At 45.2% G+C, this 20,618-nt stretch carries 16 protein-coding genes; all 16 read left to right on the top strand.

Features of this window, described 5'->3' with window-relative positions; all coding sequences use genetic code 11:
- Position 1: 1 nt before the first annotated feature.
- The 16 genes from proS to dut all read left to right on the top strand — a co-directional run bounded on the left by proS (position 2) and on the right by dut (position 20,258).
- Positions 2–1,450: a proline--tRNA ligase gene (gene proS / locus NSQ66_RS18145; protein ID WP_036688477.1), complete on the top strand. Its 1,449-nt coding sequence runs from the start codon at positions 2–4 to the stop codon at positions 1,448–1,450.
- A gap of 269 nt (positions 1,451–1,719) precedes the next feature.
- A complete protein-coding gene (locus NSQ66_RS18140) occupies positions 1,720–6,048 on the top strand; it encodes a PolC-type DNA polymerase III (RefSeq protein WP_076140996.1) in 4,329 nt (1,442 codons plus the stop codon).
- Between the two features lie 199 nt (positions 6,049–6,247).
- On the top strand, positions 6,248–6,715 hold the full coding sequence (gene rimP / locus NSQ66_RS18135) for a ribosome maturation factor RimP (protein ID WP_036688473.1): 468 nt from the start codon (positions 6,248–6,250) through the stop codon (positions 6,713–6,715).
- Between the two features lie 26 nt (positions 6,716–6,741).
- Positions 6,742–7,839 carry a transcription termination factor NusA gene (gene nusA / locus NSQ66_RS18130; RefSeq protein ID WP_036688470.1) on the top strand — a complete coding sequence of 366 codons (1,098 nt, stop codon included), beginning with the start codon at positions 6,742–6,744 and terminating at the stop codon, positions 7,837–7,839.
- Between the two features lie 28 nt (positions 7,840–7,867).
- Positions 7,868–8,176, top strand: coding sequence for a YlxR family protein (locus NSQ66_RS18125; RefSeq protein ID WP_036688467.1), 309 nt, complete (start codon positions 7,868–7,870; stop codon positions 8,174–8,176).
- Entirely contained in the window at positions 8,169–8,492 is a 324-nt protein-coding gene (locus tag NSQ66_RS18120) for a YlxQ family RNA-binding protein (protein WP_036688466.1), read from the top strand. The genes NSQ66_RS18125 and NSQ66_RS18120 overlap by 8 nt, the downstream gene beginning before the upstream one ends.
- A complete protein-coding gene (gene infB, locus NSQ66_RS18115; RefSeq protein ID WP_076140995.1) occupies positions 8,485–11,145 on the top strand; it encodes a translation initiation factor IF-2 in 2,661 nt (886 codons plus the stop codon). The genes NSQ66_RS18120 and infB overlap by 8 nt, the downstream gene beginning before the upstream one ends.
- Before the next feature lie 18 nt (positions 11,146–11,163).
- Positions 11,164–11,511: a 30S ribosome-binding factor RbfA gene (gene rbfA / locus NSQ66_RS18110; RefSeq protein WP_036688461.1), complete on the top strand. Its 348-nt coding sequence runs from the start codon at positions 11,164–11,166 to the stop codon at positions 11,509–11,511.
- A 72-nt stretch (positions 11,512–11,583) separates the two neighbouring features.
- Positions 11,584–12,561, top strand: coding sequence for a bifunctional oligoribonuclease/PAP phosphatase NrnA (locus NSQ66_RS18105; protein ID WP_076140994.1), 978 nt, complete (start codon positions 11,584–11,586; stop codon positions 12,559–12,561).
- Entirely contained in the window at positions 12,558–13,472 is a 915-nt protein-coding gene (gene truB, locus NSQ66_RS18100) for a tRNA pseudouridine(55) synthase TruB (RefSeq protein ID WP_076140993.1), read from the top strand. Before NSQ66_RS18105 ends, truB begins: the two co-directional genes overlap by 4 nt.
- A gap of 37 nt (positions 13,473–13,509) precedes the next feature.
- Complete coding sequence (locus NSQ66_RS18095; RefSeq protein WP_038571921.1) at positions 13,510–14,457, top strand: bifunctional riboflavin kinase/FAD synthetase; 948 nt, start codon at positions 13,510–13,512, stop codon at positions 14,455–14,457.
- 148 nt (positions 14,458–14,605) lie between these two features.
- Entirely contained in the window at positions 14,606–14,875 is a 270-nt protein-coding gene (gene rpsO / locus NSQ66_RS18090; RefSeq protein WP_036656390.1) for a 30S ribosomal protein S15, read from the top strand.
- Between the two features lie 293 nt (positions 14,876–15,168).
- The gene (gene pnp / locus NSQ66_RS18085) at positions 15,169–17,271 is read left to right on the top strand and encodes a polyribonucleotide nucleotidyltransferase (RefSeq protein ID WP_036688453.1); all 2,103 of its coding nucleotides are present in this window, start codon (positions 15,169–15,171) and stop codon (positions 17,269–17,271) included.
- Between the two features lie 235 nt (positions 17,272–17,506).
- Positions 17,507–18,490, top strand: coding sequence for a polysaccharide deacetylase family protein (locus NSQ66_RS18080; RefSeq protein WP_038571918.1), 984 nt, complete (start codon positions 17,507–17,509; stop codon positions 18,488–18,490).
- Positions 18,491–18,568: 78 nt separating this feature from the next.
- Positions 18,569–19,837 carry a pitrilysin family protein gene (locus tag NSQ66_RS18075; RefSeq protein WP_036688449.1) on the top strand — a complete coding sequence of 423 codons (1,269 nt, stop codon included), beginning with the start codon at positions 18,569–18,571 and terminating at the stop codon, positions 19,835–19,837.
- A complete protein-coding gene (gene dut / locus NSQ66_RS18070; RefSeq protein WP_170914171.1) occupies positions 19,812–20,258 on the top strand; it encodes a dUTP diphosphatase in 447 nt (148 codons plus the stop codon). Before NSQ66_RS18075 ends, dut begins: the two co-directional genes overlap by 26 nt.
- Positions 20,259–20,618 lie beyond the last annotated feature (360 nt).

The raw sequence follows: 20,618 nt of genomic DNA, 5'->3' as shown, positions 1-20,618 counted from the left end.
CATGGCTAAAGATAAACAATTCGTTACGGAAATCACGCCGCAAAGCGAGGATTTCTCACGCTGGTATATTGATGTTATTAAAAAAGGAGACTTGATGGATTACTCTCCTGTTCGTGGCTGTATTGTATTTAAGCCAGAAGGCTATGAAATATGGGAGCATATTCAGGAGGAAATGAACCGTCGCCTCAAGGAAACTGGACATCGAAACGCTTATTTTCCAGTGTTCATTCCAGAGAGTTTCTTTCAGAAGGAAAAGGATCATATTGAAGGCTTTAATCCAGAGCTGCCATGGGTAACAGAAGCGGGTGGTGACGTACTTGAGGAACGTCTCGCAGTTCGTCCTACTTCAGAGACCATGTTCGGCCACATGTACTCTAAATGGATTCAATCTTATCGTGACCTTCCTGTACTTATCAATCAATGGGCGAACGTGGTTCGTTGGGAGAAACGTACATTACCATTTATCCGCACGACTGAGTTTCTTTGGCAAGAAGGGCATACCGCGCATGAGAATGAAGCGGAAGCTCGTGAAGAAACTATGCGGATGCTGGATAACTACCGTGATTTTGTCGAGACCTATCTTGCCATTCCGGTTATTACTGGACAAAAGACACCTTCCGAGCGTTTTGCCGGTGCGGTAGATACGTATTCTATTGAAGCGATGATGAAGGATGGACGCGCTGTTCAGGCTGCTACTTCACATTACCTCGGCACCAAGTTTGCCACAGCTTTTGAGATTCAATATTTAAGCCGTGACAATAATTTGGAGTATGTACACACTACTTCATGGGGCTCAACCACTCGCTTGATTGGCTCCTTGATTATGGTACATGGAGATGACCGCGGTCTTGTTCTGCCGCCTAAGGTAGCTCCAACGCAAGTTATTATGATTCCTATCGGACCTCCTAAGACCCGCGAAGCTGTGATTGGGCGGACGGACGAGCTGTTCAAGGAATTGAAGAATGCTGGCGTTCGTGTACGTGTGGATGATCGTTCAGATGTTACTCCAGGCTGGAAGTTTAATGAATATGAAATGCGTGGAGTGCCAGTACGTTTGGAGCTTGGACCACGCGACATGGAGAATGGCGTCTGCGTTCTCGTCTCACGTGTCACCGGTGAGAAGAAGGTTATTCAACAGGAAAACCTCGTAGAAGAGGTTCAAACAATGCTTGAACAGGTTCACAACGAAATGTTCGAACGTGCCCTGAAATTCCGCGAGGACCACTTCTATTCTGTGGATTCCTTGGAGGAAATGAAGGCTTCGATGGATGAAAAACGTGGATTTGCTCTAGCTGGATGGTGTGGTTCCGAAGAATGCGAGTCCAAAGTTAAGGAAGAGACAGGTGCGGGTAGCCGCAATATTCCTTTTGATCCAGCGGAGACTAAGCAAGTCTGCATTTGCTGTGGCCAACCAGCCAAGCATACTGTGGTTTTTGCAAAGGCATATTAATCTTTAGGCACCGATCAACAGTCTTGTAGTATTTTAATTTAGCTTCTGGAGAGAGGAGTCGGCGGGCCGTAAGAACCCAATGCTTTTTGAAACCAGAAGCTTTTTAAAATATAAGAATTTATAGGAATTCGCTATAAATTATCCTTATATTTTTACGAGAAACAGTTATCGTCTTTAAAAGGCGACAACATCGTTTCTTCTTATCATATTGTACTTTCACTGTATATCATGGATAGTTTTAACTGGGTTATTAAAGGTGGGAGGAAAGCATGGAACAAAACCAGGAGAGAAGAAAAAGGTTCGAGCTCTTGATGAAGCAGGGTGAAATTCCGCCTGCAATCATGGATCCCTACTTTTTAGACGGGTATATAGAACGTGTTGAGATCAGTCGCGGCAACCGGGACTGGCAAATCGTTATTACGAAAGAAAGTCTGGTTCCAGCACAGGTATATCGGACATTTAGCCTTAGAATGCGGGAGAAGCTACAGCATATAGCTAAAGTAAGCTTTTTGTTCCTATATGATGAGAAGGTTAGTAGAGCGGAGCTTGTCCAAGAATATTGGGGACTGTTTCTGGAGTGGGTGCATCGGGAGATTCCATCGGTAAACGGCTGGCTGACCCGCTCCGCACAGGAGCTTAAAGAGGATACTTTAATGTTAACGATGAGTGATTCCACTTCGATGGAGCTGGCTCGCAAAAAAGGCATCGATGGAGCAATTATTAAATTTTATGATAAGTATTTCGGTCTCTCCTTAAAAGTTAAATTACTAATGGCGGAGAACGAAAATAATAATGTTGAAGCATTCGAAGAATTTCAGCAAAAGCTTCAGCAAGAACAACGCGAGATTGTTGAGCAGATGATGACTGCTGTGGAAACAGAAGCTCCTGCTGATGATAGCGATCCTAATGAAGTAATTAAGCTTCAAGTGGGGTATGAAATTAAGGAACAGGCTGTGCCGATTCTTGAAATTCAAGATGAAGAGAAGAAAATTACAATTCAGGGTACCATTTTTGGTCTGGATCGTAAGGAGCTTCGCAATGGCAGTACCTTGTTCACTTTCAGTCTGACCGATTTTACGGATTCTCTACAAATGAAGATGTTCGCGAAGACTAAAGATGATCTGAAGGTTATGAGTCAGCTAGCTAATGGCAAATGGGTAAGAGCACGCGGAAAAGTAGAATATGACCGTTTTATGCAGATTCCTGAGCTCGTGATGATCCCTTCGGATTTAACGGAAGTTAAGGCACCGCCTGCACGTAAAGATACTGCTCCTAAGAAACGGGTGGAATTCCACCTTCACACTACGATGAGTACGATGGATGCGGTCACTCCGATCACTACCTATGTCAAAACAGCTGCCCAGTGGGGTCATCCTGCGATTGCTATTTCTGATCATGGTGGCGTTCAGGCTTTTCCTGATGCAAACCATGCAGCTCATAAGCATAAGATAAAAATGATTTATGGTGTGGAAGCTAATGTTGTGAATGACTCTGTGAATATTGTCGAGAATGCTCAGCCTTTGGACTTGAAGACAGCTACCTATGTAGTGTTTGATATAGAAACCACGGGTTTATCGATTACCCGCAATAATATTACGGAGCTGGCGGCCATTAAAATGTGCGAAGGCAAAGAAGTAGACCGTTATTCTACTTTTGTTAATCCGCATGAGAAAATCCCTTATCATATTCAGCAATTGACCAATATTACGGATGAAATGGTTAAGGATGCTCCTGATCTTGAACCAGTACTGCGTAAGTTTGTTGAATTTGTGGGTGACAGTATCCTTGTAGCTCATAACGCCAGATTTGATATGGGTTTTATTCAGGCCTCGTTACGTAAAATAGGTGAACCTGATCTTCCGAATCCATCTCTTGATACGCTTGAGCTCGCTCGCTTACTATATCCAAGCATGAAGAATCACAGGCTGAACACATTAGCCGATAAATATAAAGTTCTTCTGGAGAGCCATCACCGTGCGATTGATGATACCATAGCACTCGGCGGTATATTAACAGGATTGCTCGCAGATGCTGAAAAGATGAAGGGCATGACCCGCCTTGATCGGCTAAACGATTATGTGGGTAATGATCTTTCGAACACAAGACCGTTCCACTGTAATATTTATGCACTTAATCAAATAGGCAAAAAAAATCTCTATAAGCTCATTTCCATGTCACATACGGAATATTTCAAACGTGTACCTTGTATTCCAAAATCCAAGCTGGAAGAGCATAGAGATGGACTGCTAGTCATTTCCGGTTGTGAACGTGGAGAGTTTTTTGAAGCAGTACTCAACAAAACGACTGAGGAAGCCATGGAGGTTGCTCATTTTTATGATGTGCTGGAGATTCAGCCATTGACCATGTACATGCACTTGGTGGACAAGGGTTTTGTAGCAGGCCCTGATGAGCTTCGCGATGTAGTCCGCAAGGTTTGCGAAATAGGGGAACAGTTAAATAAACCTGTTATCGCAACGGGGAATGTGCATTATCTTGAACCCCGGGACAAGCTGTATCGTGATATTACGATTAATGGGATCACAGGCTTTAGTCCGCTTAAAGACCAACGCAAACCGGATGCACACTTCCGCACAACAGATGAAATGCTGTCTGAATTCGAATTTCTCGGTGCTGAAAAAGCGATGGAAGTCGTTGTCACAAATACAGTTGAGCTGGCGGAGCGTTTTGAAGAACTGGAGCTATTTCCAGATAAGCTATTTACACCAATTATTGACGGGGCGGACGAAGAAATTCGCGAGACCTGCTACAATACAGCCAAATCCATTTACGGTGAAGAGCTGCCTGAAGTAGTTATTGCCCGTTTGGAGAAAGAGCTTGCACCGATTATTAAATACGGGTTCTCTGCCAACTATTTGATTTCTGAACGTCTCGTAAAAAAATCAAATCAGGATGGGTATCTCGTAGGCTCGCGGGGTTCCGTAGGTTCTTCTGTAGTCGCTACATTTCTTGGGATTTCAGAAGTTAATCCGTTGCCTGCGCATTATATTTGCCTAGATCCCGAGTGTCGCCATAGTGAATGGTTCCTGGACGGTAGTGTGCGGAGCGGATTCGATTTACCAGATAAAGTCTGTCCGGATTGCGGTCAGAAGCTCAAAGGTGAAGGCCAGGATATTCCGTTCGAGACCTTTCTTGGATTTAAAGGGGATAAAGTTCCCGATATCGACTTGAACTTCTCAGGGGAATATCAGCCGAATGCACATAACTTTACCAAAGAAATGTTTGGTGAGAAAAATGTATTCCGTGCCGGAACGATTGGTACCGTAGCTGAGAAGACAGCCTTCGGATTTGCAAAAAAATACGAAGAACTTCACCAGAAACGTTGGCGTGGAGCTGAAGTTGGCCGTCTGGCGGCTGGCTGTACAGGTGTTAAACGTAGTACGGGACAGCATCCGGGTGGTATAGTCGTTGTTCCAGACTATATGGAGGTAGAAGATATTACGCCAGTACAATTCCCGGCGGATGATGTCAATGCTGAATGGAAGACCACGCACTTTGATTATCACGCCTTTGACGCGAATTTGCTGAAGCTTGATATTCTGGGTCATGATGATCCGACGATGATGCGGATGCTTCAGGATTTGACAGGTGTGGATCCAACTTCTATCCCGATGAATGATCCGAAAGTTATGAGCATGTTTAACTCTACAGATGCACTTGGAGTGAGACCTGACGAAATCAGATCACCGGTTGCGACCTATGGTGTGCCCGAAATGGGGACCAAGTTCGTACGTCAAATGCTTATTGAGTCGAAACCGTCCAGCTTTGCTGACTTACTGCAAATATCAGGTTTGTCTCATGGTACTGGAGTTTGGCTTGGTAACGCTCAAGAGCTTATAAAGAATAACACGTGTAACATTAAGACCGTTATCGGTTGTCGTGATGACATCATGCTCTTCTTAATTTATAAAGCGGGAATGGATGCGAGCTTGGCCTTTAAAATTACCGAGAGTGTTCGTAAAGGTAAAGGTTTGTCTGACGAATGGATCGAGGAAATGAAAAAGTGCAAGGTCCCACAATGGTATATTGATTCTTGTCTGAAGATTCAATACATGTTCCCGAAGGCGCATGCTGCTGCATACGTAATTTCTGCAGTACGTACCGCCTACTTCAAGCTGTATCATCCTATTGAATATTATGCGACTTATTTCTCTGTACGTGCAGCAGATTTTGATATTGAATTGTGCTGTAAGGGGTATGAAGCCATCAACCGTCAGATCGTAGAAATCGAGCAAAAAGGATTTCAGGCTTTGCCTAAGGAAAAGGCTATGTTGCCTGTCCTTGAGATGGCTTTGGAGATGACGGCACGTGGGTTTACATTCAAAAACATTGATCTTTACCGCTCAGAAGCGAATAAGTTTATTGTTGATGACAAGAGTTTGATTCCTCCGTTTTCCGCATTAGCGGGAATTGGTGAGAATGCTGCTATCAACATAGCTGCTGCGAAAGATGCTGGAGAGTTCCTGTCTATTGAAGATTTCCAGCAGAAATCAAAGGCAAGTAAGACGGTTATTGAGCTGCTGACTGGCATGGGCTGCTTCCGCGGCTTACCGGAAAGCAATCAACTTTCCCTATTTTAAAGGCTTTAACAACACTTATTTCATGGCTAGAAAAGAGTGCTCCAAAGGGGGAGTCAAGGGCTAGCACTTGTCAGTCCAGTTTCCCTATGGTATAATTTCTTTGGTAATAATGAGATAAGTCCGTTGTGTAAAGAGTGGGGAAACCCACTCTTTATCTTTGGTATATAGCAAAAGACAAGTTCGTGGAGGTAATTTTCTTTTGAGCACACCCAAATCTAAAATTAAACAAACGGTAGAGCAGATGCTCGGGCCCTATCTCGACGACAATGGTTTCGAACTGGTGGACGTTGAATACGTGAAGGAAGGCTCCAATTGGTTTCTGCGTATATTCGTAGATAAAGAAGGCGGCATTGATATTGATGACTGCGGGATCATTAGCGAATATTTCAGTCAGAAGTTAGATGAGAATGATCCTATTCCTGAGGCATATTTCCTTGAGGTTTCCTCGCCGGGAGCAGAGCGTCCTCTCAAAAAAGCTGCGGATGTAGCTAAAGCGGTAGGTAAGGACGTGTATGTGACTGTTTATGAGCCGATTCAAGGACTCAAAGAATTTGAAGGTCGTTTGCTCTCGTTCGAGAACGAGGAACTGCTCATCTCCGCGGGCAAAAAAGAACATGCAGTACCGTACGCCAAGGTCGCAAGTGCGAGATTGGCCATTATTTTTTAACGTCTTGAAAGGGGGGCCGGAAATTCATGAGTATGGAGTTTATTGAAGCAATGAATGAGCTGGAGAGGGAGAGAGGCATCAGTAAAGATGTGCTGTTTGAAGCGATTGAAGCGGCGCTGATCTCTAGTTATAAACGTAATTTCAATGCAGCACAGAACGTGCGTGTTGACATGAATCGCAATACAGGTGTCATTAAAGTGTTTGCCCGCAAGTTAATTGTTGAGGAGGTCCTGGATACAAGGACTGAAATCTCATTGCCGGCAGCCAGAGAAATTAACCCGCATTTTCAGCTGGAAGATATCGCTGAGCTTGAAGTGACACCACGTGATTTTGGACGTATTGCCGCACAGACTGCTAAGCAGGTTGTAACTCAACGGATTCGCGAAGCAGAGCGTGGACTTATCTATAATGCTTTTATCGACAAAGAAGATGATATCGTTACTGGACTAGTTCAACGTCAAGATATGCGGAACATTTACATTGATCTTGGTAAAATCGAAGCGGTTCTTCCGCTTAGCGAATTGATGCCAGGTGAAAAGTTCAAACAAAGCGAACGCATCAAGGCTTATATCACAAAAGTTGAGAATACAACAAAAGGTCCGCAGATTATGCTCTCCCGCAGTCATCCTGGATTACTGAAGCGTCTGTTCGAGCTTGAAGTTCCTGAAATATTTGACGGTGTAGTTGAGATTCGTTCTGTAGCTCGTGAAGCTGGCTTCCGCTCGAAGATTGCTGTGTATTCCCGCAATCCAGAAGTAGATCCCGTTGGTTCTTGCGTAGGTCCAAGAGGCACACGCGTTCAGACCATCGTTACTGAGCTTCGCGGTGAGAAGATCGATATCGTCCGTTATTCTGATCTGGTGCAGGAATATGTTGCGAATGCACTAAGCCCTTCCAAGGTTCTTGAAGTTCAAGTCTTTGAAGCGGAGAAGATGGCGAGAGTTATCGTTCCTGACTATCAATTATCACTGGCTATCGGTATTAAAGGGCAAAATGCACGTCTTGCCGCTAAACTTACCGGCTGGAAAATTGATATCAAGAGTGAAACTCAAGCGGAGCAGGAATACGGCAGACCGAAATCTTCTATTGATGAAATGCATCAGGATTCCGTCTCCATAGATTAATTAACCTGCTTGACGGGAGGCGTTTGGTATGAAACAAAAAAAGGTGCCGCTGCGTAAATGCGTTGCTACCCAAGAGATGATGCCTAAAAAAGAGCTGATTCGTGTGGTAAGAACGCCTGAAGGTGAAGTGCTGATTGATCTGACGGGTAAGAAGTCAGGCCGTGGTGCTTACATATGCGGCAAGCTTGAATGCTTTCAGCTGGCACAAAAGAACAAAGCACTTGACCGTGCATTGAAATGTCAAGTGAGTCCTGAAATCTACGCCCAGCTAGCCCGGGAGTTTACATCCGTGGAAGAGCAGTTTCTAGCAGCAAAGGATAGTGAGGATAATGAGTAAGGCGCTTTCTTATTTAGGGCTTGCCATGAGAGCAGGCAAGATAGTCACCGGTGACGAGGCTGTACTCAAAGCTGTACGGTCTTCAGAGGCGAAGCTGGTCGTTCTGGCAGGTGACGCTTCAGATAATACCCAAAAAAAGTTCCGTGATAAATGCGGAACTTACGATATTCCACTAGTAATCGCATTTCACCGGGATGAACTCGGTGCAAGTATTGGTAAAGACCAGCGTGTAGTACTGGCCATTACGGATAAAGGATTCGCGGAAATGATCTCCAAGCAACTCGGAGATACTGTCGGAGGTGGATTTATTGACTAAAGAAGAGAACAAAGATAAATTGCGCGTGTACGAATACGCAAAGTCACTAAACATGAGCAGTAAAGAAATTATTACTATTCTGAAGCGTTTGAATGTCCCCGTGAATAATCATATGAGTGTCATGGAGAATGGATCCGTGAACAAAGTTGAACAGTTCTTTAAGGATATCAAATCAAACGCTGCAGCCAAGCGGGATACCGGCACCAGCAGCCGGCCGGTAACAACCGGTGCGGTAACAGCCGAACCTCAAAGTGCTCAGAATGCCAACAAAAATCAACAGGAAAAGCAGGTAGGTATGAACAGTAACCAAAACAACAACCAATCGACGACGTCCCCAAGGCCCCAAAGCGGACAAGATTCCCGCAGAACACAAACAGGTTCAACGCAGAATGCACGTCCGCAACAAAGCGGTGCTCCACGTACTAACAGTACTAGCAGTACTAGTAGCGGCCGCCCGCAAAGCAGCACTACCGGCGGCAATCGCCCACAAGGTAGCAATACCGGTGGCAGCCGTCCGCAAGGCAGTAATACTGGCGGCAACCGTCCACAAGGTAGCAATACCGGTGGCAGCCGTCCGCAAGGCAGCAATACTGGTGGTAGCCGCCCACAAGGCAGCAACACTGGTGGAAGCCGTCCACAAGGAAGCAACACAAGTGGCAGCCGTCCGCAAGGACAAAACAGTGCACCACGCACTGACAGCCGTCCACAAGGTCAATCTGGCACAGGCGGAGGTTTCACACGCGGTGATGACAGAGGTCCTAAAAAGAACACAACTGGTGGCAGACCAAATAATAATCAAAGACGTTTTGATGATGGTAAAGGTGGTAACTACCGCGGTCGTGGTGGTAAGAATGGTCGTGGCAAGAACCAGCCAATGGTACACCGCGAGAAGATCGATAACACACCTAAGAAAATCATCGTTCGTGGCAGCATGACCGTTGGTGAAACAGCGAAATTGCTTCACAAGGATGCTTCTGAAGTAATCAAAAAGCTGATTTCAATGGGTGTTATGGCTACCATCAACCAAGAACTTGATATCGACACCATTTTGCTACTCGCTGCTGAATTTGGCGTAGAAGTAGAAGTGAAGATTCCTGTTGATGAGGACAGCTTCGAAACAGTGGAAGAGAATGACAATGAAGAGGATCTTCAGACTCGTCCTCCAGTAGTTACTATTATGGGTCACGTTGACCATGGTAAAACTACACTGCTTGATGCTATTCGTTCGACAAATGTGACTCTAGGCGAAGCCGGCGGAATCACTCAGCACATCGGTGCTTATCAAGTCGAAATTAATCAAAAGAAAATCACGTTCCTTGATACACCTGGTCACGAAGCATTTACTGCTATGCGTGCTCGTGGTGCACAGGTTACGGATATGACAATTATCGTAGTTGCTGCTGATGACGGTGTTATGCCTCAGACCGTTGAAGCTATTGCGCACGCTAAGGCTGCTGGACTTCCGATTATTGTCGCTGTTAATAAAATCGACAAGCCGGGCGCAGATCCTGACAAGGTGAAGCAAGAGCTTACAAGTTATGAACTTGTTCCTGAAGAGTGGGGTGGAGATACCATCTTCGTTAACCTCTCTGCGAAACAACGTATTAACTTGGAAGAACTGCTGGAAATGATCCTGCTCGTAGCTGAAGTTAATGAGTACAAAGCGAACCCTGACAAACGGGCACGCGGTACTGTTATAGAAGCTGAGCTTGATAAATCCCGTGGACCAGTTGCTCGTATACTCGTTCAGAACGGTACGTTGAAAGTCGGCGATGCCTTTGTAGCAGGTAACTGCTTCGGACGTGTACGTGCGATGGTCAATGATAAAGGTCGTAAGATTAAAGAAGCTGGACCATCTACTCCAGTAGAAATTACTGGTTTGACTGAGGTGCCACAAGCTGGCGATCCGTTTATGGCATTCGAAGACGAGCGTAAAGCCCGTGCGATTGCTGATAGACGTTCCACTTCCCAACGTCAATCTGAGCTGAATACGAACACCCGTGTAACTTTGGATGATCTGTTCCAGCACATTAAAGATGGCGAGATCAAAGACCTTAACGTGATTATCAAAGCTGACGTACAAGGTTCAGTCGAGGCGCTTAAAGGTTCCTTGGCTAAGATCGAAGTAGAAGGCGTACGCGTGAAGATCATTCACAGCGGTGCTGGTGCGATTACTGAATCCGATATTACGCTTGCAGCAGCATCTAATGCTATCGTTATCGGCTTTAACGTTCGTCCAGACGCACAGACCAAAGCAGCTGCTGAGCAAGAAAAAGTAGATGTTCGTCTGCACAACATTATCTACAACGTAATTGAAGAAATCGAAAGTGCCATGAAAGGCATGCTCGATCCTATCTATAAAGAGAATGTTATCGGTCACGCCGAAGTTCGCAGCGTGTTCAAAATCAGCAAAGTGGGTACCATTGCAGGATGTATGGTTACTTCTGGTAAAATTACCCGTAATGCTGAAATGCGCTTGATCCGTAGCGGAATCGTAGTGTTCACAGGTAAGGTTGATACTTTGAAACGTTTCAAAGATGATGCCAAAGAAGTGGCGCAAGGTTATGAATGTGGCATAACTTTGGAACGCTATAATGACGTCCAAGAGGGCGACATTATCGAAGCGTTTCTTATGGAAACTGTAGAGCGCTAAGCGAAGAGGTGAATATAGATGTCTAAAATTAGAGCAGGACGAGTCGGCGAGCAGATCAAGAAAGAGCTTAGTCAACTTATCCAAAGCGGTCTGAAAGACCCTCGAATCGGTTTTGTAACTGTAACTGGCGTAGATGTGACTAACGATCTATCGCAAGCCAAGGTATACTTAAGCGTGTTCGGGGATGAAGAGCAGAAGGCAGACTCGCTTAAAGCGATTGAGAAAGCCAATGGTTTTCTTCGCTCAGAGCTTGGCAAGGCCATTCGCCTTCGGCATACACCGGAGCTGATCTTCAAGATCGACGAATCTGTCGCTTATGGCAGTCATATTGAGAAGCTTCTTGGAGAGCTTCATAAGAACGATTAGAAATAAGTGATTAAAGTGGGGTTCAAAATAGCGTTATGCTATTTTGAACAACCTTTAAAAAGGAGACGGCGAATGCAGAGCTATGAACAAAGTCTCCAGCAGACCCGTGAGTTTCTGCTGGAACACGACGATTACCTTGTAGTGTCGCATGTTCAGCCGGACGGAGATGCAGTCAGCTCCACCCTTGCGGTGGGCTGGCTTCTCTCATGTCTGGGCAAAAAATACACTATGCTGAATGAAGGACCGATCCCGAAGCGAATGGAATACCTATGGCATTCGGATGAAATCATCAATATGGCCTCTAGTGAACCGCCCCGTCAATACAGCAACGTCATCTGTGTGGATTGTGCGGATTTTCAGCGAGTAGGGCTGACAAACTGCTATTTTGCGAATGAGGCTCTTATCCTGAACATTGATCACCATCCAACAAATAACGGTTATGGATTCGTTAATTTAATCAAACCGGATGCAGCTGCGACAGCGGAAATATTGTTCGACCTGCTGAAGACATTCGAGATCGAATGGGATATTGATATCGCCACAGCTATATATACGGGTCTGTTAACAGATACCGGTGGTTTTCGTTATACCAACACATCACCAAAAGTAATGGCAGCTGTATCTGAGCTATTATCCCTTGGAGTTAACGGTCCTGAACTCGCTGAGACATTGCTTGAAGAAATGACGCTGCCACAGGTTAAAATATTAAATAAAGCCTTAAATACGCTGGAATTATCTCCTGAAGGGGATATTGCCTGGCTATATGTTACACCCGAGCATATGATCGAATGTGCTGCTGCTAATGAAGATTTGGAAGGAATCGTAAACTACCCTCGTAATATACGGGGCGTGGAAGTAGGCATTCTTTTTAAAGTTATTCATGAACATGCGGTCAAGGTTAGCCTACGTTCTGCCGGTAAAGTAGACGTGGCTGCATTGGCGCAAACGTTTGGCGGCGGCGGTCATACCCGTGCTGCAGGTGCGCGTATAGAAGCTACGCTTGAAGAGGCAATAACTCAGGTGCTTGAGGAGGTAAGACGTCATTTATGAGTGAATTAGAAGGTGTTCTGGCGGTTTATAAACCGGCAGGCTTCACTTCACATGATGTTGTAGCCAAGGCACGCCGTATTCTCGGCATGAAACGGATTGGTCATACGGGGACACTAGATCCCCAAGTGACTGGTGTATTGCCGCTTTGTCTGGGACGTGCGACTCGCGTTGTGGAGTATATTCAGGAGCTGCCCAAAGAATATGTGGCAACACTGAGACTGGGGATGTCCAGTGATACTGAAGACTTAACTGGAACCATTACGGAAACTGTAGATGAGGTTCATGTATCTGAGGAAGAGATTCTTGCAGTGCTTGCCTCTTTCAAAGGTGTAATTTCTCAGGTTCCTCCCATGTACTCTGCGGTGAAAGTGGATGGCAAACGTCTTTATGAATTGGCTAGAGAAGGCAAGACCGTTGAACGAAAAAGTCGTGAAGTAGAGATTTATGAAATCGAAATGACGGATATGACTTGGGAAGGTAATCATCCCGACATCACTTTCCGGGTATTATGCTCCAAAGGCACGTATATTCGAACACTTTGTGTTGATATCGGTCGTGCGCTTGGACTGCCGGGTGTAATGGTGAAGCTGGAGAGAACAATGTCGGCAGGAATTTCTGCCAGCCATTGTTTATCCCTTGAGGATATTGCCGCGCACAAGGAAGCCGGAACATTAGAAGATCATTTAATCGCTGCTGATGAGGCAATTTCGCATTTGCCTAAGCATACCGTTATGGATGAGAAGAAGAAGGCAGCACTGCAGGGTCAACGTTTGTCTTCGCGGTTCATTGCTCCAGAAGTGAAGACAGCAGGTCAAATTCGGCTATACGATCTTCAGGGATTGTTTCTTGGCATTTATGAGCTGGAAGAGACAGGTGCTATTGCCCCAGTAAAAGTGTTTGCACAAGCTTAAATCAATTTTACCAAGTGAATTGTAGGTGAGAAACAGCGTGAGAACCGTAACGTTAACCTATCCGATGTCGCCGGAGACTGCTGCCGAATGGGCACAACCTCAAGTGGCTGCTCTAGGGCAGTTTGACGGCCTGCATCGTGGACATGCCAGTGTCATTACATCCGCTGTGGCCTTAGCCCGTAAACAAGGTGTGCCGGCTGCAGTCCTTACATTTCATCCTCATCCCAAAGATGTTATGGGTAAGGGGGATTATGAAGGGTACTTGACGCCACCCTTTGAAAAGCAAGAGATTCTTGCCAGCATGGGTGTAGATATCCTGTATGTTATTGAATTTAATGAGCAGCTTTCCCGGGTTAGTCCACAGAATTTTGTCTCTGTTATGCTTTTGCCGCTACATATTGTAACTGCAGTTGTTGGCTTTGACTTTCGCTTTGGCTACCAAGGTGAAGGCGATGTTGAGATGCTTCGTAAGCTGGGTGAAGGTGTTATGAATGTGGAAGTTGCTCCTCCTTTTCTGCTTGAAGGCGAAAAGGTTAGCAGCTCCGGCATTCGCAAAAGTCTCCAAAATGGAGATCTGGGACTGGCAAACTCCTGGTTCGGACGTTGCTATCATCTGCGTGGTGAAGTGGGGCATGGTGAGAAGAGAGGCCGCACAATTGGTTTTCCAACTGCCAATTTGAAGCTCAGTGATCATTTTGTCATTCCGACCAAAGGTGTATATGCGGTTCGAGTCTTTTATAAGGATAAAGTTCTGTACGGGGTTATGAATGTGGGCGTTAAACCAACCTTTCATGAGGGTGTGTTGACTCCGAGCTTTGAGGTACATCTGTTTGACTTCGAGGGTGACCTGTATGATCAAGAGCTTAAGGTAGAATTGGTATCTTACATTCGTCCAGAACGGAAGTTTGACTCCATTGGGGCATTGATTACTCAGATTGGCGAGGATGCAGAAACCGCGAAGAAGATTCTGGAGTATAATTTATAGTCATCCCGGACAAGCCGTTTACTTTTGTTAATGGAGATGCTATACTAAGTAACGTTGCTGGCTTACAGCATCATAACCTTAGCTTGGTTGCACGTTCTCACCGACGGTGACGAGGCTAGTGGCGATTATATTGAAGGAGGTGAACAGGATGGCATTAACTCAAGAACGTAAACATCAATTGATCGACGAGCACAAAACTCACGAATCCGATACTGGATCCCCTGAGGTGCAAGTTGCTATCCTAACGGAGAACATCGTTAATTTGACTGACCACTTGCGTACGCACAAGAAAGATCATCACTCCCGTCGCGGATTGTTGAAAATGGTTGGACAACGTCGTAAACTTCTGGCGTATTTGAAAAACAAAGACATCAGACGTTACAGCGCCCTGATCGAAAGACTGGGATTGCGTCGTTAATTTTCCATAAGATTACTCTTAAAGCAGCCTGGTTGTATACCGTATGTCCTTCTCGGAGCGACAGCGGGACAGCTGGGTTGCTTTTTGAAAATTTAGGGAAAACTTAATATTAGGATCGATGAGATTATTCGCAAAAACGGCGGCTTTACTTTTCAGTAAGGCCCAGCCGTTTCTTCTTATATGCATACAGAATAGGTAGCCTCCCTTTGGGACAAGCCTTTCCAATTCATTTAGATCGATATGTGAACCTGCTATTTTAGACTGCGGGTCTACTACTATTCAAGGAGGTATTTATGGAAAAACGTGTAGAAATGCAGCTGGGTGGAAGACGCCTTGTACTGGAAACGGGCCGCCTGGCTAAACAAGCAAATGCAGCTGTTATGGTGCGTTACGGGGATACTTCGGTATTATGTACCGTTACGGCTTCGAAAGAGCCTAAGGATCTGGATTTTTTCCCGCTTACAGTCAACTATGAGGAAAGATTATATGCGGTAGGTAAAATTCCTGGCGGATTTATTAAACGGGAAGGTAGACCGAGTGAGAAAGCGATTCTGTCAAGCCGTTTGACAGACCGTCCAATCAGACCACTGTTCCCTGAAGGATTTCGTAACGATGTTCAGGTATTGAACATGGTAATGAGTGTGGATCAGGACTGCGCACCAGATATTGCTGCTATGATCGGTACTTCAGCTGCACTTAGTATTTCCGATGTGCCTTTTGATGGACCAATCGGCGGCGTTGCTGTAGGTCGGATTAATGGAGAGTTTGTGATCAATCCGGATATGTCTCAGCAAGCAATCAGTGATGTTTATGTAGTGGTTGCTGGAACGAAGGATGCAATCATGATGGTTGAAGCAGAAGCGAACGAAGTGACGGAAGATGTGATGCTCGAAGCGATTATGTTCGGTCATGATGAAATCCGCAAGATCGTTGCAACCATTGAAGAACTGGTTAAAGTGGCTGGTAAAGAAAAAATGGCTGTGAAGCTGCATACAGTGAATGCTGACGTGAATACTGAGGTCCGTGCATTTGCTGAGGCTCGTCTGGTGGAAGCCGTTAAAATAGCTGAAAAACATGCGCGTCAGGAAGCGATTGATGTCGTTAATGATGAAGCGGTTGCGTATTTCGTAGAGAAGTACATAGAAGCACCGGAGCTTCTGAAAGATGTTAAAGAAGTCCTACATGATATCGTGAAGGATGAAGTAAGACGTCTAATCACACATGATAAGGTTCGTCCAGATGGACGTAAACTTGATGAAATCCGTCCGATTGAATGTGATACAAGTCTGTTACCGCGTACACACGGTTCCGGTCTGTTTACACGTGGACAAACACAAATCCTTAGCGTTTGTACCCTTGGAGCACTAGGTGATGTGCAAATTCTCGACGGAATCGATCCTACTGAAACGAAACGTTTCATGCACCATTACAACTTCCCGCCGTTCAGCGTAGGGGAAGCTCGTCCGCTTAGAGCACCAGGACGCCGTGAAATCGGTCATGGAGCACTTGGAGAACGTGCATTATCCAAGGTTATACCTAGTGAAACTGAATTCCCGTACACGATTCGTCTAGTATCAGAAGCGATTGAATCTAACGGTTCTACTTCCCAGGCAAGTATCTGTGCCAGCATTCTGGCTATGATGGACGCTGGTGTGCCAATCAAAGCACCGGTAGCCGGAGTAGCAATGGGTCTGATCAAAGACGGAGAGCATGTCTCCATCCTGACGGATATTCAAGGTATGGAAGATCATCTCGGAGATATGGACTTCAAGGTAGCTGGTACAGCAGAAGGTGTTACAGCTATTCAAATGGACATTAAAATTGCCGGTATCGACCGCAACATTCTTCAGGATGCACTTCAGCAGGCTAAAGAAGGCCGTCTGTTCATCTTGGACAAAATGAATGAAGCGATCTCTGCGCCAAGACCTAATCTGTCCAAATATGCTCCAAAAATCATTATTATCAACATCAATCCGGACAAAATCCGTGATGTTATCGGTGCTGGTGGTAAGATTATCAATAAAATTATTGAAGAAACCGGCGTAAAAATCGACATCGAACAAGATGGCCGTGTCTTTATCGGTTCTTCAGATGAAGAGATGATCCAAAAGGCACGTTCGATTATCGAAGGACTAGTGCGTGAAGTACAAGTCGGAGAAATCTATGTGGGTACAGTTAGACGTATTGAGAAATTCGGAGCATTTGTTGAACTAATTCCGGGTAAAGACGGATTGGTACACATTTCCCAATTGTCCACTGAGCGCGTAGCTAAGGTTGAAGATGTTGTAGCTGTCGGGGATACAATTACCGTTAAAGTTACGGAAATCGACCAACAAGGCCGGGTTAACCTGTCGCGTAAAGCGGTATTGACTTCGGAAACTGGAGCTAAAGCTTAAGTTTCAATTGTAGAGGTACCTTTTCTAAGGTACCTAATAGCATAATAAAAGGAGACAGAAGCGATTGCGTTCTGGCTCTTTTTTTATATGAAATAAAGTAAAGTGCATCACTATCACGCCTCTTGCCTCTGTTCTTATGACATAAATTCCTCTCTTGTCTCATAGATTGGGACAAAGTGTCTTTGTATTCGTGTGGAACGGACTACAAGTCGTTTCTGCCGGGGAGGAAGTCGTCATGAAGACGGAAAAAGTGGCTTTAGTGGTTGCTTGTATTGCGATCGTGATAGGAATTGGCAGCACTCAGGGACCGGTAAAGGACATGCTTGCGCAATTGAAGCCGCAGGATGACCTAGCTGTGTGGAAGGATATTTCTAAGCCGGAGAACAATGATCTTCGGACACGGATTGAGACCGCCGCAGCCAAACTTAATGCCCCTCCAGTGAATGCCGTGGTTGATCGGGTATGGAAGGCGATTCCGGGTTATAACGGACTTGAGATTGATGTAGAGAGTACATATCGGAATGCTCTTTTGGCGCCAAAAGAACCTATAAAATTTGTGTATCGGCAGATTGAACCACAGATATCACTGAATCAACTGGGAGCTGAACCCATATATCGTGGGAATCCGGCCAAACCGATGGTATCGTTGATGATTAATGTGGCGTGGGGAAATGAGTACATTGTGCCAATGTTGGATGTTTTGGATGAAGAGAACGTTAAAGTTACGTTTTTTCTGGATGGGAGCTGGCTGAGTAAAAATCCGGAGCTGGCTAAAGAAATGCTAAAACGTGGTCATGAGATGGAGAATCATGCTTATACCCACCCTAATATGAGTACTTTAAGTCGTGCGCGAGCTACTGTAGAAATTGAGAAGACACAAAAGCTGTTAAAGGAATCGCTTGGAGTCACTAATAAATGGTTCGCACCCCCTTCTGGTGATTTCGATCAGGAGACAGTAGAAATTGCCAGCAGTTTAGGGCTCAAGACCGTACTATGGACCGTGGATACCGTGGATTGGCGTAATCCTTCTCCTGAATCTGTAGTTGCCAAAATCACAAGCAAAGCGGAACCAGGCACTCTAGTCTTAATGCATCCCACAGCCTCATCCTCCAAAGCTCTGAGGGCCATGATACGTGGAATCAAAGCAAAAGGGTTGCAGTTAGGCACAGTTACTCAAACGCTCTCAGCAGAGCGGCTGATCCCCTCTAATGTTGAGTGAGAGCTGTATTTCTGGTAGGATTATAGGCACGTGTAATTAAATTAGATAGAACATGGCTATTTGCCAGGAGGACTTGAAGTGGAAAAAATAGTGTTATCCAATGGTTTACGAGTGGTAATGGAGAAAATCCCGACTGGCCGGTCCGTTTCTTTCGGAATCTGGGTAAAGACAGGCTCTCGGAATGAACACCCTGGAAACAACGGGATATCCCATTTTGTAGAACATATGCTTTTTAAAGGTACGGATCGGTACAGCGCCAAGGATATTGCTGAGCAGTTTGACGCCATCGGGGGCAATGTAAATGCGTTTACCTCAAAGGAATATACATGTTATTATGCTAAAGTACTGGATGAGCATCTGCCCATCGCTGTAGATGTATTAGCGGATATGTTCTTCCGTTCACGGATGGACGCTGAAGAGCTGGAGAAAGAAAAGAATGTCATCCTTGAGGAAATCTCCATGTGCGAAGACACGCCGGATGATCTTGTACATGATTTAATGTGTGCTGCTGCCTACAAGGACCATCCGCTAGCGTATTCCATCCTTGGCTTGAAGGAACGGCTGATGGAGATGAAGCCGGATGATCTTCGGGCGTACATGAAGGAACAATACACGATTGAGAATACGGTTATAAGTGTAGCCGGCAACATTAGTGATGGATTGATCGAACTGCTGGAACAGCATTTTGGTTCTTTTGATAATCATGGTACAAGTGCGCCGCTGACTCCACCAGATTACTATGGAGAACTCTTATTTCACCGCAAGAAAACAGAGCAGAATCACATCTGTCTTTCCTTGCCTGGCGTACGTTCTGGCGATCCCTTGCAATATGCTATGGTGCTGATCAATAATGCCGTAGGCGGAGGGATGAGCTCCCGTATGTTCCAGGAAATTCGTGAAAAACGCGGATTAGCTTATTCGGTGTATTCCTATCACAGCTCCCAGGCAGATTCTGGTCTGTTTACGGTCTATGCTGGTACAGCGCCCAAGCAAACAAAAGATGTCATGGAGTTAATCAAGGAAATGATGTACGAACTTGCTACTAACGGCCTCAGTGAAGATGAGCTGAGAAAAGGCAAGGAGCAGCTTAAAGGCAGTCTCATTCTTAGTCTCGAAAGCACTAGCAGCCGAATGAACCGTATCGGAAAAAATGAACTTATGCTCGGAAGACATAATACATTGGACGATATGATCGCCAAAATTCAGCTAGTGACGATGGACAATATCAACAGTGTGCTGGACCATATGTTCGCGGAGCCGCTTTCTTTAGCGATGGTAGGCTCATCAGATAAAGCTATTGCAAATGTTAGGAGAGATGATCTTGTCTTATTACGTACAAATCAATAAACTTACTGGAAACGAGGATGTAAATCTTCCTTGTAAAATGTCGGAGCAAGCTTCCGGTTATGATCTTTATGCTGCAGTTGCGGGTGAAATTGTACTTGCACCAGGAGAGCGTGCTTTAATTCCAACAGGGATTTCACTGGCTATGCCAGAGGGGCTTGAAGCGCAGATCCGTCCGCGTAGTGGACTGGCCTTGAAGCACGGGATTACCTGCTTAAATACACCTGGAACTATAGACGCTGATTACCGCGGAGAGATCAAAGTACTCTTGATCAATCTGGGGCAGGAGCCGTTTGCTATCGCTCGCAATGAGCGGATTGCCCAAATGGTATTTCAAGCTGTTCCAGTGGTTAATTTGGTGGAAGTGGAAGAGTTGTCCGAAACACAACGCGGAGCCGGAGGCTTTGGTCATACTGGCAAATAAGATTGTTGATATAATTCATTTAAAAAGCTTACGAATTCATGCCCAAGGCATGATTCGTGAGCTTTTTTTGTTATGCAGAGTTAATTATCATTAAACATTATTTTCTTCGATTGTTATGCAGATAGCATTTTATAAAGTGCTATCTGCTACTCCAACTACATCCGATTTCCCCATCGAATAAACTCAGCATTTTCATTGGCGCTCTGCCACAACTCTAACCCTACTGTCAAATTAAAAACGAAGCCCCTATCGGACCTCAGCGCTCTTATTTACAACAATTCTGCTTAATTCGGCTGTTTTCGGACCCCAGTGTCACTATTGGATCAAAAACACCTGATATCGAACCTGTTTATGTCGAAT

The organism is Paenibacillus sp. FSL H3-0329, from assembly GCF_037963285.1.
GTDB classification, from domain to species: domain Bacteria; phylum Bacillota; class Bacilli; order Paenibacillales; family Paenibacillaceae; genus Paenibacillus_AQ; species Paenibacillus_AQ odorifer.
This window is presented reverse-complemented; position numbering and strand designations above follow the sequence as displayed.